Raw genomic sequence first — 13,805 nt, forward strand, 5'->3', positions numbered from 1 at the left:
CCCGTCCCGCGCGCTGACGGGGACGCACGATGATGGATTGCGGTAGCCACGACGACCGCTTTCCATCATTGTTCCTCCCGGGTGGGACGCAGGATGATGGGTTGGGGCCGCCAGCACGACCCAAAACCATCATCCTGCGTCTCCGGGAGCGAAAAACCCCCGAAAGTCGCAGGACTCCGGGGGTTCTTGCTCCCCCATCTGGACTCGAACCAGAAACCCTTCGATTAACAGTCGAATGCTCTGCCAATTGAGCTATGGGGGATCGGCTTCGTTTCCGAAGCACGGTGGGTAACTGTAGCAAGCCGGTTGCGGAGCTCGCGCAGGGCCTGGTCCTCGAGGCGGCGTACCTGGCTCGGCGACAGGTTCATCAGGCGTCCGACCTCCTCGCGCGACCGGGGGAGGCCGTCCTCCTCGCCGATGCGGTAGCGGCGGCGCAGCACCTCCGGAACCTCCTCGACCAGCTCGGCGACCCCGCCCGCGTCCGACTCGGCCGCCGCGACGTCCGCGAGGTCGCCGGGCAGCTCGTCGGCGACGACGGGGACCGCAGCCCGCATCGCCGCGCCGATGCGCCACCAGGCGAAGGTCTTGAGCCGCGCGCCCCGGTCGGGGTCGAAGCGGTCGACGGCCTCGATGAGCCCGAGGCACCCCTGCTGCACCGCGTCGTCGAAGGCGTCGCCGCGGAAGCCGAGCAGTCGCGCCCGCTGCGCCACATACGGCAGTCCCGAGCGGATCAGCTCCGCCCGCGCCTCCCGGTCGCCCTCACGCGCGAGGCGGGCCAAATGTCGCTCCCGCTCGCCGCTCAACTCGACCTCGCCCCGCACCTGTCGTACCCATGTCGTCGTCATGAGCCCAGACTCCCGGACGCGAGACGCCTCGCCAAGGGGCTGCCAGACGACCTGTGGACAGTGTGACGACCACGTCCCATCCCTTTGTGGATAACTCAGCCGACCGCTTGCTCGCGGAGGTCGCGGTGCTGCTGCTCCAGGGCGATCAGCTCGCCGAACATGCGGTTGTAGGCGTCGGCCTCGGCGATGGGGTTCGTCCGCTGCAGCCGCGATTTGAGGTCGGCGATGTCGCGGCCCAGCGTGAGCACCTGCAGGCGGACCAGACTCGACACCACGACCCGCTCGACGGTCTTCTCCTGCGCCGTCAGCGGCTCGACGGCCGCGCGGGCGAGGATGGGCCGCAACTCGTCCGGCAACGACTCCGACAGCCGTGACACCCAGGTCGGATCGGGCTGTTCGGGCCAGCCCTGCGCGTCCATCGCCGTCCAGAGCCGCTGCCCGAAGGGATGGGTGAAGTCGCCCTCGTCGAGGTCGGAGACGTGCCGGGCGGCCACGTGCGGGTACTGGGCGAGCGCCTTGATCGCCTCCCGCTCGTCGGCGAACTGGGGCGCGCCGAAGGACGGACCGCCCGTCGGGCCGGCCGTTCCCCCGCCAGGCGCCGTCTCACGCCGTCCGCCGCCGCGCGAACGGCGGTACTCCGACCTCACCTGTTCCACCTCGACGCCGATCCGTCCCGCGACCTCGCGCAGGAAGCCGTCGATCTTGGAGGCGTCGCGGATGGCCGTGGCCAGCGTGACCGCCTCGCGCACGGCGTCGACCCGCTGGTCGGCGCGGTCGAGGTCGTACTGGCCGATCGTGTGGTCGAGGACGAAGCGGTACAGCGGGATCCGCGAGGCGATCAGCTCGCGCACGGCCGCGTCGCCGTCGGCCAGGCGCAGGTCGCAGGGGTCCATGCCGCGCGGCTCGACGGCCACATAGGTCTGCCCGACGAACTCCTCGTCGCCCTCGAAGGACTTGATGGCCGCGCGCTGGCCCGCCTCGTCGCCGTCGAAGGTGAAGATCACCTCGCCGCGGAAGGCGTCGTGGTCGAGCATGAGCCGTCGCAGGATGCGCGCGTGCCCCTCGCCGAAGGCGGTGCCGCAGGTGGCCACGGCGGTGTTCACCCCGGCCTGGTGGCAGGCCATGACGTCGGTGTAGCCCTCGACCACGACCGCCTGGCTCGACCCGGAGATCTGCCGCCGGGCGAGGTCGATGCCGTAGAGCACCTTGGTCTTCTTGTAGAGCGGCGTCTCGGAGGTGTTGACGTACTTGCCGGCCATGAAGTCGTCGTCGTAGAGCCGCCGCGCGCCGAAGCCGATAATCTCGCCGGTCATCTCCTTGATCGGCCAGAGCAGACGGCCCTGGAAGGCGTCGAAGGTGCCGCGCGAGGAGCGTCGGGCGAGGCCGCCGACGACCAGCTCCTCCTCGGTGAAGCCCTTGCCGCGCAGATGGTCGGCGAGCGCCTTGCCCGACTTCGGCGCGTAGCCGAGGCCGAAGTGCTCGGCGACGTTCTGGTCGAAGCCGCGTCCGGTGACGAACTGACGAGCCGTCATGGCCTCGGGCGAGGAGGCGAGCGCGTTCGCGTAGAACTCGCCGGCGGCCGTGTGCGCCTCCAGCAGCCGCTGCCGCTGCCGAGGGTCGCGACGGGGGCCGGTCGGCCCGGCCGTCTCGTCGTAGCGCAGTTGGACGCCGTACTTGCCGGCCAGCCGCTCGACCGCCTCGGCGAAGGGCAGGCCCTCGATCTCCATGAGGAATTTGAAGGCGTCGCCGCCCGCGCCGCAGCCGAAGCAGTGGTAGAAACCCTGGGCCGGCCGCACGTTGAACGACGGCGTCTTCTCGTCGTGGAAGGGGCACAGACCCTTGCGCGCGCCGCCTCCGGCGTTGCGCAGCGCGACGTACTGCTCGATCACCTCGTCGATGCGGACACGCTCCCGGACGAGCTGGATGTCCTCGTCCTTGATCCGCGCCATGGGCTCATCCTAGGTCGGGTCACAGACCCAAGCTCTCAGCCCGCTGACGCGCGGAGAGGTCGGTGAGGCAGGCGACCTGGTCGACGGCGACGCGCAGACGCTCCTCGTCGGTGGCGGCGGCTGAGAAGTCGGCGGCCAGGTCGCGGTCGAAGTCGCGTCCCTCCCGGTCCAGCAAGGTCTCGACGAGAGCGACGATGAGAGCGCGCTGCTCGGCCAACTGCTCCACCCGGTCGTCGGCGAGCATCACGTGATGGGCGGCGACGGCTTTGAGGATCGTGATCTCGGCGAGGGTGTCGTCCGGCACGACGAGGTCCGCGGCGTAGCGCACGAGCGGCCCGTCGCCCCCCACCTCGCGGGTGGCGTGCTGGGCCGACACCGCGAAGCGTCCGATGAGCGCGCTGGTGAGGCTCTTGAGCGCGGCGAGCGACTGACGGCTCCCGTCGAAGCGGCTCCGTGGCCACTCCGGCATCGCGCGGAGACGGTCGAGCGCGGCCAACAGGCGGTCGTCGGAGGCGTCGGGGCCGTACCAGTCGCGGGCGACCGCGCAGACCCGGTCGAGCTCCAGGTCGCCGGTGAGGTCGAACCAGCCGCCGACCACAGCGTCCTCGACGTCGTGGACCGAGTAGGCGATGTCGTCGGCGAGGTCCATGACCTCGGCCTCGATGGGACGGACGAAGGGCTCGGCGCCGTCGCGGAGCCAGTCGAAGACGGGGCGGTCGTCGGCGTAGACGCCGAACTTCGGTCCGGGCTTCGGCCCCTCGCCCCGGCCCCACGGGTACTTCACGCAGGCCGCGAGCGTCCCGCGCGTGAGGTTGAGTCCGACGCTGCGCTCCTCGGCGTCGAAGGTCTTGGCCTCCAGCCGGGTCAACAGGCGCAGCGTCTGGGCATTGCCCTCGAAGCCGCCGCAGGGCCGGGCCACGGCGTCGAGCGCGACCTCGCCGTTGTGCCCGAACGGCGGATGGCCGAGGTCGTGGGCGAGCGCGGCGGAGTCGACGATGTCGGGGTCGCAGCCGAGCGACTTGCCCAGCTCGCGCGCCACCTGGGCGACCTCTTGGGAGTGGGTGAGGCGGTTGCGGACGAAGTCGTCGGCACCCGGACCGAGCACCTGCGTCTTGGCCGACAGCCGCCGCAGCGCCGCCGAGTGCACGATGCGCCCGCGGTCCCGCTCGAACGGCGTCCGCCCCGCCCGCTTCGGCGGCTCGGCCACGAAGCGCTCCGCAGCCTCCTCGCCGTAGCCGTCCATGAGGGCACCGTAGCCGATCTCCGCACCGATCAGTCCCTCGTCCGTCACCGACTTCACCTCCATGCGAGTATTCGCCGAGGCAGGTCATACGATGCAATTGACCAACAGCCTGTTGACGAACAGCCTTGGAGCCGCAGCGGCGCTTTATAGCATGACGATCATGCGCGCAGCGTCCAACCGCCTGAGCCAGCAACGTCAGTGGATCTCGAGAACCCACAGCTGGGCGATCCCCCGCAGCGCAACATCTTGCGACTGCAGTTGAGTCCCGCATCATGGTGTACGCGGTAGCCGCGCTCCCAGTCAACAGACGGGTGCTGGTCTGTCAGTTTAACGGTGTAACTGGGTCTTCGACCGCTTCCCATTCCGGGCGTTCCCGTCAGCAGAGCCGCCCTCGACGTGCTCGTCACAGCCGAGACGGTCGGTCAGCCCGCCCTCACCATCGACCGCGACCCCACGCTCACGCGCCCCCGCGACGAGCCGCTCCGCCAACGGCCCCGCCCGCCGACGCCACGTCCTGCCCCTGCTCCACGGCCACCCCCGCGACCGTCTCAACCCGCACATCCATCATGTTCCTCCTTGACCGGAGTCACACCGAAAAACGTACAGTCTTTTAGCGGCGCGCTCTAAATCAGACGCAACCGCTGAATATCCCGTCGCTCCGGCGAAGGACCAGCCGACGACGTCCGGATCTCCTGGTCGAGCTCCCGTGCCGCGCCGCGCAACGGATCCAGGCCGCCGGAGCGGGCGTATCGCCCGGCGCTACCCGCGGATCCGCCTCAGATCGGGGAGCCGCCGCGGGGGCCGCGCAGGCCGGCGCGCTGGACGACCCGCTGGATCGTCATGTCGCGCTCGCTCGGCTGGCCCACATAACGGATGTCGCGCAACCCCTGCGTCGAGGCGGCGGACTCGAAGACCAGATGGCCGAATCCACAGATCCGTCCGACCAACGGCCGGTCGACGGTGATGTCGAGCAGTCGGGTGATCGGGATCGTCGCGATCTTGATGTTGAACACGCCGGACACGCGGAACACCCGCATATTGGTGATGACGAAGACGTCCCGCCGCTCCAAGGCCATGCGGTAGATCCCGTAGAGCGCGAGGGCGAGCGCCGACAGCAGGAAGAACCAGCCCAGCTCGATGGGACCGAACAACGCCACCACCACGAGGCCGAACGCGCCGACGAGGTAGAGGATGGGCACGGTGTAGACCACCCAGTGATGTCGCACCAGGTCGACCACGTACTCGCCCTCGTCGTCGAGCAGATGATTGCCCACCTTCTGCTCGGGGATGCGCTCGAACCACGACCGGAAGAACATGACGCCCTCCTAACGGAACAGCTCCTGCAAGAAGATGCCCACGGCCGAGAACACGTCGATCACAGCGACGAAACCGGTCTTGACCAGGTCGGCCGCTCCCGCCGGATCGGTCAGCAGGAAGAACAGCGCGAAGGCCACGACGAGCCCCGCGATCACTTTCTTCGCCACGGCGTCCATTCTGTCGGGGCCTCCCGACCGGACCCGCGCGGGCGCGCCGGAGTCGAGGAGGCAGTCGTCATATCTGATCCAGCACGATATCAGCCGCACGATACGGATCGGTCCGCCCGCCGAGCACGTCGGCGGCCAGCCCCTCGAGGCGTGAGTCGCCGCTGAGATGGCCGAACCGGCGGCTGACCTCGCCCAACGCGATGGCCTCGATCTCGCGCCGCGCCCGCGCCAGACGGCGCTGTCGGCCCTGCCCGGACGACTCCAAGTGCGCCCGATGCTCGTCGATCCGCTCCACGAGCTCGTCGACGCCCGTCCCCGAGGTCGCGACGGTGAGCACGATCGGCGGCTTCCACGCCCCCTCGGGACGCGGGCTCAGCGACAGCATGGCGCGCAGCTCGCGCCGGGTGGTGGTCGCTCCGTCGCGGTCGGCCTTGTTGACGCAGAAGAGGTCGCCGATCTCCAAGATGCCGGCCTTGGCCGCTTGGATGCCGTCGCCCATGCCCGGCGCGAGCAGCACGAGGCTGGTGTCGGCGAGTCCGGCGATCTCGACCTCGGACTGCCCCACGCCGACCGTCTCGACGACGATGACGTCGCAGCCGGCCGCGTCGAGCACGCGTAGCGCCTGCGGCGCGGCCGCCGCGAGACCGCCGAGGTGACCCCGGCTCGCCATCGAGCGGATCATCACGCCGGGGTCGGTAGCGTGCTCGCCCATGCGCACCCGGTCGCCCAGCAGCGCTCCCCCGCTGAACGGCGACGACGGGTCGACGGCCAGCACGCCGACGGTGCGGCCCCGCGCGCGCAGCGCGGTCACCAGCGCCGACGTCGAGGTGGACTTGCCGACGCCCGGCGAGCCGGTCAGGCCCACGACGTGCGCGCGGCCGGTCCGGCCGGCGAGCGCCTGGGCGACCTCGCGCAGCGCGGGCGAGTCGGCCTCGACGAGGGAGATGAGACGGGCGACGGCCCGGGCCTTCCTCAGGCCCGGGCCGTCCCCGCACGCCGTCTCGACGAGCTCGGAGACGTCATCACGACGGCGCATCGTTCAGCGGACTCCCGCGCTCAGGCCTGCTTCGGCACGCGGACGATCAGGGCGTCGCCCTGGCCGCCGCCGCCGCACAGGGCCGCCGCGCCGACGCCGCCGCCGCGCCGCTGGAGCTCCAGCGCCAGGTGCAGCACGACGCGCGCGCCGGACATGCCGACCGGGTGGCCGAGCGCGATGGCGCCGCCGTTGACGTTGACCTTCTCCAGGTCGATGCCCAGCTCGGCGGCCGAGGCCATGCCGACCGCGGCGAAGGCCTCGTTGAACTCGACGAGGTCGAGGTCGGCGGCGGTGATGCCCTCCTTCTCCAGCGCGCGGGCCGTGGAGGCGGCCGGCTGGAGCTGCAGGGTGGAGTCGGGGCCGGCGGTCTGGCCGTGCGCGCCGATCTCGGCGAGCCAGGTCAGGCCGAGCTCCTCGGCCTTGGCCTTGCTCATGACGACCACGGCGGCGGCGCCGTCGGAGATCTGCGAGGCCGAGCCGGCGGTGATGGTGCCCTCCTTGGCGACCGGGCGCAGACGGCCCAGCGACTCGACGGTGGTGTCGGCGCGGACGCCCTCGTCGGCCGAGACGACGATGGGGTCGCCCTTGCGCTGCGGGATCTCGACCGGCACGATCTCGTCGTCGAACAGGCCGTTCTTCTGCGCGGCGGCGGCGCGGACGTGCGACTCGGCGGCCACGGCGTCCTGCTCCTCGCGCGTGTACTGCTGCGCGGCGGCGTTGCAGCCGTCGGTCAGGTTGATCATCGCCTGCTTGGTGAACTGGTCGTACAGCGCGTCGTAGGCCATCGAGTCGACGAGCGTGGTGTCGCCGTACTTGAAGCCGTCGCGCGACTTCGGCAGCAGGTGCGGGGCGTTGGTCATCGACTCCATGCCGCCGGCCACGACGACCTCGAACTCGCCGGCGCGGATGAGCTGGTCGGCGGTGGCGATGGCGTTGAGGCCCGACAGGCACACCTTGTTGATGGTGATGGTCGGGACCGACATCGGGATGCCCGCGCCGGTGCTGGCCATGCGGGCCGGGTTCTGTCCGGCGCCGGCCTGGATGACCTGGCCCATGACGACGTACTCGACCTGCTCGGGGGCGACGCCGGACTTCTCCAGCGCGCCCTTGATCGCGACGGCGCCGAGGTCGGCGGCCGAGAACGACTTCAGCCCGCCGAGGAGGCGGCCGATGGGCGTGCGCGCTCCGGCGACGATCACGGATGTGGTCATGGGGTTCTCTCCTTAAGAGTCAGTCTCGCGAGATGGGCCTCACTGTACCGACGCCCGAACGCCTCGATGGCCTACCCTGGGCGCCATGTCCACGACTGACGCCCCTCTCGTCCCCGAGCACCTGCTCATCGCCATCGACCACGTCGGCATCGCCGTACCCGACCTCGACGAGGCGATCGCCTTCTACTCCTCGACCTTCAACCTCCGGTCGGTCCACGAGGAGGTCAACGAGGAGCAGGGGGTGCGCGAGGCGATGCTCGCCGTCGGCGAGTCCGGCTCGTTCATCCAACTGCTCGCGCCGCTGTCGCCCGACACCACCATCGGCAGGTTCCTCGCCAAGAACGGCCAGGGCATGCAGCAGCTCGCCTACCGCGTCGCCGACATCGACGTCGTCTGCGCCACACTGCGCGACCGCGGCGTCCGCCTGCTCTACGACGCGCCCAAGAACGGCACCGGCGGCAGCCGTGTGAACTTCGTCCACCCGAAGGACGCCGGAGGCGTGCTCGTCGAGCTCGTCGAGCCGAATCCGAACGCCCACTGACTCGTCCGCCCGCCGGATTCGCACACATAGTTATCAACGGGTAACATTCCCGCGACCCACTGACCTTGGAGGTTCCGTGCAGCACATCCTCGACGCGATCCTCGCCGGCGACACCGCCAGCGAGGACTTCGCCAACCTGGAGATCCCCGACCACTACACCGCCGCGACCGTCCACAAGGACGAGGCCGACATGTTCGAGGGCGTCGCGAGCCGCGACAAAGACCCCCGCAAGTCGCTTCACGTCGAGGACGTCGCCCTGCCCGAGCTGGGCCCGGGCGAGGCGCTCGTCGCCGTCATGGCCAGCGCGATCAACTACAACACCGTCTGGACGTCGATCTTCGAGCCGGTCCCGACCTTCGGCTTCCTGGAGCGCTACGGCCGCCTCTCGGCGCTGACAAAGCGCCACGACCTGCCCTACCACATCGTCGGCTCCGACCTGTCCGGCGTCGTGCTGCGCACCGGCCCCGGCGTGACCAAGTGGCAGCCCGGCCAGGAGGTCGTCGCGCACTGCCTGTCGGTCGAGCTGGAGTCGCCCGACGGCCACAACGACACGATGATGGACCCCGAGCAGCGCATCTGGGGCTTCGAGACGAACTTCGGCGGCCTCGCGCACGTCGCGCTCGTCAAGGCCAACCAGCTGCTGCCCAAGCCCGCGCACCTGACGTGGGAGGAGGCCGCCAGCCCCGGCCTGGTCAACGCCACCGCCTACCGCCAGCTGGTCTCCAAGAACGGCGGCAACATGAAGCAGGGCGACAACGTCCTGATCTGGGGCGCCTCGGGCGGCCTCGGCGGCTTCGCCACCCAGTACGCGCTCAACGGCGGCGCCACCCCGATCTGCGTGGTCTCCAACGAGGAGAAGGCCCAGATCGTCCGCAACATGGGCGCCGAGCTGGTCATCAACCGTTCCGAGGAGAACTGGAAGTTCTGGAACGAGGACGGCACGAAGCAGAACCCGAAGGAGTGGAAGCGCCTCGGCGCGAAGATCCGCGAGCTGACCGGCGGCGAGGACATCGACATCGTCTTCGAGCACCCGGGCCGGGAGACCTTCGGCGCGTCGGTGTTCGTCACCCGCAAGGGCGGCACGATCACCACCTGCGCGTCGACCACGGGCTACATGCACGAGTACGACAACCGCTACCTGTGGATGAACCTCAAGCGCATCGTGTCGAGCCACTTCGCGAACTACCGCGAGGCGTTCGAGGCCAACCGCCTGATCGACCAGGGCAAGATCCACCCGACCCTCTCGCGCACCTACAAGCTCGCCGACGTCGGCCAGGCCGCGCTCGACGTGCACCGGAACTTGCACCAGGGCAAGGTCGGCATCCTGTCGCTCGCGCCCGAGGAGGGCCTGGGCGTGCGCGACGAGGAGAAGCGCGCGAAGCACCTCGACAAGATCAACCTCTTCCGAGGCATCTGATCTTTTCGGTCCCTGAGGTGTGAGGGCGCCCCGCGCCCGAACCTCGAAGGGACCACACCCCGCCTGCGAGGGGGGCGTGGCCACAGCGGCCACGCCCCCCTCGCGGGTACAGTGGGCTCGACGCGCTCCATCTCCTGATCTCAACCGAGGAAAACATGTCAGACCAGACGATCTCCGACGCCAACGCGCCTGCGCGCGCGCCCTTCCCGCCAGCCCGGCGCGGCGGCTACGACCCTGACGCCGTCGACGCCTGGGTCCGCTCGCGGGAGGCCGAGCTCTCCAAGGCCGCCAAGGCCGTCCAGGAGGCCAACCGCAGGAACGCCGAGCTGACCAAGCAGGTCGGGCAGCTCAAGGAGCGGGTCGAGGCGGTCGAGCACCCCAGCTACACCGGTCTGGGCAACCACGCCGCCCAGCTGCTCGGTCTGGCCGAGCAGGAGGCCGAGGACGTCCGCGCCAAGGCGCGCCGCGAGGCCGACGAGATCCTCACCAAGGCCCAGGAGGACGCGACCCTCATGGTCGCGGCAGCCAAGCAGGAGACCGAGGAGCTGCGCGCCCGCACCACCGCCGAGGTCGAGGTCAAGCGCAAGGCTCTGCTCGACGAGACCGAGACCATGCGGGCCGAGGCGCAGACCTACGCGCAGACGATGCGCGAGCAGTCCGAGCGCGAGGCCGAGCGCGTCAAGGTCGCCGCCGAGCAGGACGCGCAGTCGCTGCGCCTGTCGGCCACCCGCGAGGCCGAGCAGCTGCGCGCCGGCGCCGACCGCGAAGTCACCGAGGCCCGCCGCGTGCTGGCGGTGGAGAAGGAGCGCCTCGCCCGCGAGGCCACCGAGAACCACGAGGCCGCCGTCGCCAAGACGTCCAAGCTGGTCGCCGACGCCGAGGCCCGAGCCCAGGCAGCCGACGACCGCGCCCGCGAGGTCATGACCAACGCCACCAAGACCCGCGACGACGCCAACCGCGAGTCGGCGCAGATGATCGAGAACGCCAAGGCCGAGGCCAACACGATCCGTTCGCAGGCGCAGGCCGAGGCCGAGAACATCCGCACCACCCAGCTCACCGAGATCGAACGTCAGACCCGTGCCCTGCGCCTGGAGGTGCAGGACCTGGAGCGCAAGCGCGACGGCATCGTCTCGCAGATGGGCCAGCTGCGCGACATCGTCTCCACCTTCGCCCCCGGCGGCGACAGCAAGAAGCCCGCGGCCAAGAGGCAGGCCGAGGACCCGCCCGCCGACACCCCCGGCCAGGCCTGAGACTCACCCTCTGGCGTGTGCGCCGTATTCAACCGCTTCGCTCCGGCGATTCGGTTGAGTACGGCGCATTTCTCGTTTAGCCGCGCTCCCAGCAGGCGGTGTGCCAGTGGCGGCGCTCGTCCACCCCGGAGGCGTGGACGAACGACGTCGCCTCGTCGGGCCAGACCACGACGTGCGCCATTCCTGCGGGAATCTCCCGATGGCAGCCGGGGCACACGTACGCCTTGTGCGAGGTCGCGCCGGTCAGCCGCCGCACATGCCACTGACGTCCGCCACGCGTCTCGGAGGTCTGATTGAACTGCAAGGGCCGGCCCTGCGACGGGCGGGGACGACGGCGACGGGGCATAGCGATGATCGTAGGCGAGGACGACGAAGGGGCCGACGACCGTCTCGGTCGTCGGCCCCTCCTCAGGCGCGCTCAGTAGGTGTGGAAGCCCGCCTTGGTCTTGCGGCCGAGTTTGCCCTCGGCGACCAGCTGCTCCAGCAGCGGCGCCGGCGTCCAGCCCTCGTGGCCGAAGGCGCCGACGAGCGTCTGCTCGATGGCCAGCGAGACGTCGTTGCCCACGACGTCGAGCAGCTCGAACGGACCCATCGGGAGCTTGGCGTGCGCCTTGATCGCGTCGTCGATCTCGGTCAGCGAGCCGCCGCCGGCCTCGTGCAGCTTGATCGCGTCGTTGAGGTACGGGAACAGCAGCGCGTTGACGATGAAGCCGGCGCGGTCGCCGCAGGAGACCGGGTGCTTGCCGACCTGCAGGCTGATCGCCTTGGCCGTCTCGGCGACCTCCGGGCTCGTGGTCTCGGCCGAGACGACCTCGACGAGCTTCATGATCGGGGCCGGGTTGAAGAAGTGGATGCCCACGACGTCGCCCGGACGGCTGGTCTGCGCGGCGAGGTCGGCGATGGACAGCGACGAGGTGGTCGTGGCCAGGATCGCGCCGGGCTTGGCGATGCGGTCGAGGTCGCGGTACAGCTCGCGCTTGATCTCCAGGTCCTCGGCGATGGCCTCGACGACGAGGTCGACGCCCGCCAGAGCCTCGCGCTCGACGGCGCCGGTGAGCCGCTCGAGCACCGAGGACTTGCCGTCCTCGTCGAGCTTGCCCTTCGCCACGGCGCGGTCGAGGTTCTTGGTGATGTAGGCGATGACGCCGTCGAGCTTCTCGGCGGAACGGCCGACGAAGGTCACGTCGTAGCCGGCCTGCGCGAAGACCTGGACGATGCCCGAGGCCATGGTGCCGGTGCCGACGACGCCGACGCTGGCGATGTCGTGACGCAGCTCGGGGGCGGCCTCCTCGGCGCCGGCGGCGCTGTCGAGATTCGACAGGATCGGCGCGGGCACGTGCAGCGGGTCGCCGGTCTGCGCGTGCAGCGCGTTCAGGCCGTCGATCACGGTCTGCGCGCCGAGGGCGTCGATCAGCGCGATCGGGCCGATCGGGTAGCCGCAGCCGAAGCGCATGCCGGCGTCGATGTCGGCGCGCGTGGCGTAGCCGCTCTCCAGCATGGTGGCGGCGTGGTTGAGGTACGGGAAGACGAGCTGACGGGCGATCTCGCCGCCGCGCTCGGACGACGTCAGGCCGTCCACGATCTCCTGCATGTCTACTCCTGGGTAAGAACGGGGTCGTGACACACTAACCCTTGCTCCATTCCATCCAACCCCGTACCCGATCCGACCCGACGGAGAGCTTGATGCGAGGACGTACCCGCCGCTGGACCGCCGCCCTGTTGTTGGCGGCCAGCCCCCTGTTGACGGCCTGCGGCAGCGACGAGACGAAGGACGCCGAGCCCTCGCCCTCGCCGAGCCTGACGGCGGCCACCGTCGAGCCGCAGCAGGCGGCGGGCCCCGAGACCGCCGCCGACCTGGTGGGCGACTGGAGCGACGACGCCGCGCAGTGGACCGTCCACTTCCACGCCGACGGCACGTTCGTCGAGGACTTCCAGGGCAACGAGGACTTCCGCAGCGGCACGTACACGTTCACCGACGGCGCGGTGACGCTCACCGGCTTGGAGGGCGACAGCACCACCGGCACGGTGACCGGGGACGGCCTGGTCTTCGACCTCGGCACGCTGACGCGTCGATGAGGCTGGTCGTCGCGCGCTGCCAGGTCGACTACGCCGGGCGGCTGACCGCCCACCTGCCGCTCGCCCAGCGCGTCATCATGGTCAAGGCCGACGGATCGGTGCTGATCCACTCCGACGGCGGCTCCTACAAGCCGTTGAACTGGATGAGCCCGCCGTGCCTGCTGCGCGAGGGCGTCGCCGAGGACGGCGTGATCGAGTGGACCGTCTCGGCGACGAAGTCCGACGACACGCTGCGCATCCGCATCGAGGAGATCGTCCACGACAGCAGCCACGACCTCGGCGTCGACCCGGGTCTGCGCAAGGACGGCGTGGAGAAGCACCTGCAGGAGTTGCTGGCCGAGCACACGGCGACGCTGGGCGACGGCATGAGCTTGGTGCGCCGCGAGTACATGACGGCCATCGGCCCGGTCGACCTGCTGTGCCGCGACGCGGGCGGCGCGTCGGTGGCGGTCGAGATCAAGCGGCGCGGCGAGATCGACGGCGTCGAGCAGTTGACCCGCTATCTGGAGCTGATGAACCGCGACCCGCAGCTGCGTCCGGTGCGCGGCATCTTCGCCGCCCAGGAGATCAAACCCCAGGCCCGCACCCTCGCCACCGACCGCGGCATCGAGTGCGTCGTCGTCGACTACGACGACCTCCGAGGCCTCGACGACCCCAGCCTCCGCCTGTTCTGACCCCGCCAAGGCGGTGAGTTGTCCACCTTTGCCCAATCGTCGGTGTCTCATCCACCCTATGAGCGCTCATAGGGTGGAT

The 13,805-nt window shown here is 70.2% G+C and carries 14 protein-coding genes and 1 tRNA gene; 5 read left to right on the forward strand and 10 right to left on the reverse strand.

The genetic code is table 11. From position 1 onward, the window contains the following. Positions 1–189: 189 nt before the first annotated feature. From QM621_RS13310 to QM621_RS13345, 8 genes are all read right to left on the reverse strand, one after another. Positions 190–262: transfer RNA gene (locus QM621_RS13310), tRNA-Asn, on the reverse strand. Next, entirely contained in the window at positions 225–845 is a 621-nt protein-coding gene (locus QM621_RS13315; protein WP_414990884.1) for a sigma factor, read from the reverse strand. Before QM621_RS13315 ends, QM621_RS13310 begins: the two co-directional genes overlap by 38 nt. A gap of 95 nt (positions 846–940) precedes the next feature. After that, positions 941–2,794 (reverse strand): DNA primase, encoded by a 1,854-nt coding sequence (gene dnaG / locus QM621_RS13320; RefSeq protein ID WP_414990870.1) that lies wholly within the window; start codon positions 2,792–2,794, stop codon positions 941–943. 19 nt (positions 2,795–2,813) lie between these two features. Then, positions 2,814–4,085: a deoxyguanosinetriphosphate triphosphohydrolase gene (locus QM621_RS13325; RefSeq protein ID WP_414990871.1), complete on the reverse strand. Its 1,272-nt coding sequence runs from the start codon at positions 4,083–4,085 to the stop codon at positions 2,814–2,816. Positions 4,086–4,813: 728 nt separating this feature from the next. After that, entirely contained in the window at positions 4,814–5,353 is a 540-nt protein-coding gene (locus QM621_RS13330; RefSeq protein WP_414990872.1) for a PH domain-containing protein, read from the reverse strand. Between the two features lie 9 nt (positions 5,354–5,362). After that, positions 5,363–5,521, reverse strand: a complete 159-nt coding sequence (locus QM621_RS13335; RefSeq protein ID WP_414990873.1) for a hypothetical protein — start codon at positions 5,519–5,521, stop codon at positions 5,363–5,365. Between the two features lie 67 nt (positions 5,522–5,588). Further along, positions 5,589–6,557, reverse strand: coding sequence for a methylmalonyl Co-A mutase-associated GTPase MeaB (gene meaB, locus QM621_RS13340; protein WP_414990874.1), 969 nt, complete (start codon positions 6,555–6,557; stop codon positions 5,589–5,591). A 20-nt stretch (positions 6,558–6,577) separates the two neighbouring features. Beyond that, a complete protein-coding gene (locus QM621_RS13345) occupies positions 6,578–7,768 on the reverse strand; it encodes an acetyl-CoA C-acetyltransferase (RefSeq protein ID WP_414990875.1) in 1,191 nt (396 codons plus the stop codon). Between the two features lie 85 nt (positions 7,769–7,853). Between QM621_RS13345 and mce the strand changes: the two genes are divergently transcribed. The 3 genes from mce (at position 7,854) to QM621_RS13360 (ending at position 10,976) form a co-directional block, all read left to right on the forward strand. Next, positions 7,854–8,309 carry a methylmalonyl-CoA epimerase gene (gene mce / locus QM621_RS13350; RefSeq protein WP_414990876.1) on the forward strand — a complete coding sequence of 152 codons (456 nt, stop codon included), beginning with the start codon at positions 7,854–7,856 and terminating at the stop codon, positions 8,307–8,309. 76 nt (positions 8,310–8,385) lie between these two features. Further along, the gene (ccrA, locus tag QM621_RS13355; protein ID WP_414990877.1) at positions 8,386–9,726 is read left to right on the forward strand and encodes a crotonyl-CoA carboxylase/reductase; all 1,341 of its coding nucleotides are present in this window, start codon (positions 8,386–8,388) and stop codon (positions 9,724–9,726) included. Positions 9,727–9,881: 155 nt separating this feature from the next. Continuing rightward, positions 9,882–10,976 carry a DivIVA domain-containing protein gene (locus tag QM621_RS13360; protein ID WP_414990878.1) on the forward strand — a complete coding sequence of 365 codons (1,095 nt, stop codon included), beginning with the start codon at positions 9,882–9,884 and terminating at the stop codon, positions 10,974–10,976. A 76-nt stretch (positions 10,977–11,052) separates the two neighbouring features. Here the strand turns inward: QM621_RS13360 and QM621_RS13365 are convergent, their stop codons facing one another. After that, positions 11,053–11,322 (reverse strand): hypothetical protein, encoded by a 270-nt coding sequence (locus QM621_RS13365; protein ID WP_414990879.1) that lies wholly within the window; start codon positions 11,320–11,322, stop codon positions 11,053–11,055. 72 nt (positions 11,323–11,394) lie between these two features. Continuing rightward, positions 11,395–12,567: a 3-hydroxyacyl-CoA dehydrogenase NAD-binding domain-containing protein gene (locus QM621_RS13370; protein WP_414990880.1), complete on the reverse strand. Its 1,173-nt coding sequence runs from the start codon at positions 12,565–12,567 to the stop codon at positions 11,395–11,397. A gap of 92 nt (positions 12,568–12,659) precedes the next feature. Here QM621_RS13370 and QM621_RS13375 point away from each other — a divergent pair, with 92 nt between their 5' ends. Together QM621_RS13375 and nucS are read left to right on the forward strand one after the other, a co-directional pair. After that, a complete protein-coding gene (locus QM621_RS13375; RefSeq protein WP_414990881.1) occupies positions 12,660–13,052 on the forward strand; it encodes a hypothetical protein in 393 nt (130 codons plus the stop codon). After that, entirely contained in the window at positions 13,049–13,726 is a 678-nt protein-coding gene (gene nucS, locus QM621_RS13380) for an endonuclease NucS (protein ID WP_414990882.1), read from the forward strand. The genes QM621_RS13375 and nucS overlap by 4 nt, the downstream gene beginning before the upstream one ends. Positions 13,727–13,805 lie beyond the last annotated feature (79 nt).

Source organism: Aeromicrobium sp. (genome assembly GCF_047606445.1).
GTDB lineage: Bacteria > Actinomycetota > Actinomycetes > Propionibacteriales > Nocardioidaceae > Aeromicrobium.

Coding starts and splice junctions, on each gene's coding strand:
- QM621_RS13315 (WP_414990884.1), bottom strand. CDS start 845: ATGACGACGACATGGGTACGACAGGTGCGGGGCGAGGTCGAGTTGAGC.
- QM621_RS13330 (WP_414990872.1), bottom strand. CDS start 5,353: ATGTTCTTCCGGTCGTGGTTCGAGCGCATCCCCGAGCAGAAGGTGGGC.
- QM621_RS13370 (WP_414990880.1), bottom strand. CDS start 12,567: ATGCAGGAGATCGTGGACGGCCTGACGTCGTCCGAGCGCGGCGGCGAG.
- QM621_RS13345 (WP_414990875.1), bottom strand. CDS start 7,768: ATGACCACATCCGTGATCGTCGCCGGAGCGCGCACGCCCATCGGCCGC.
- dnaG (WP_414990870.1), bottom strand. CDS start 2,794: ATGGCGCGGATCAAGGACGAGGACATCCAGCTCGTCCGGGAGCGTGTC.
- QM621_RS13360 (WP_414990878.1), top strand. CDS start 9,882: ATGTCAGACCAGACGATCTCCGACGCCAACGCGCCTGCGCGCGCGCCC.
- QM621_RS13365 (WP_414990879.1), bottom strand. CDS start 11,322: ATGCCCCGTCGCCGTCGTCCCCGCCCGTCGCAGGGCCGGCCCTTGCAG.
- nucS (WP_414990882.1), top strand. CDS start 13,049: ATGAGGCTGGTCGTCGCGCGCTGCCAGGTCGACTACGCCGGGCGGCTG.
- mce (WP_414990876.1), top strand. CDS start 7,854: ATGTCCACGACTGACGCCCCTCTCGTCCCCGAGCACCTGCTCATCGCC.
- QM621_RS13375 (WP_414990881.1), top strand. CDS start 12,660: ATGCGAGGACGTACCCGCCGCTGGACCGCCGCCCTGTTGTTGGCGGCC.
- meaB (WP_414990874.1), bottom strand. CDS start 6,557: ATGCGCCGTCGTGATGACGTCTCCGAGCTCGTCGAGACGGCGTGCGGG.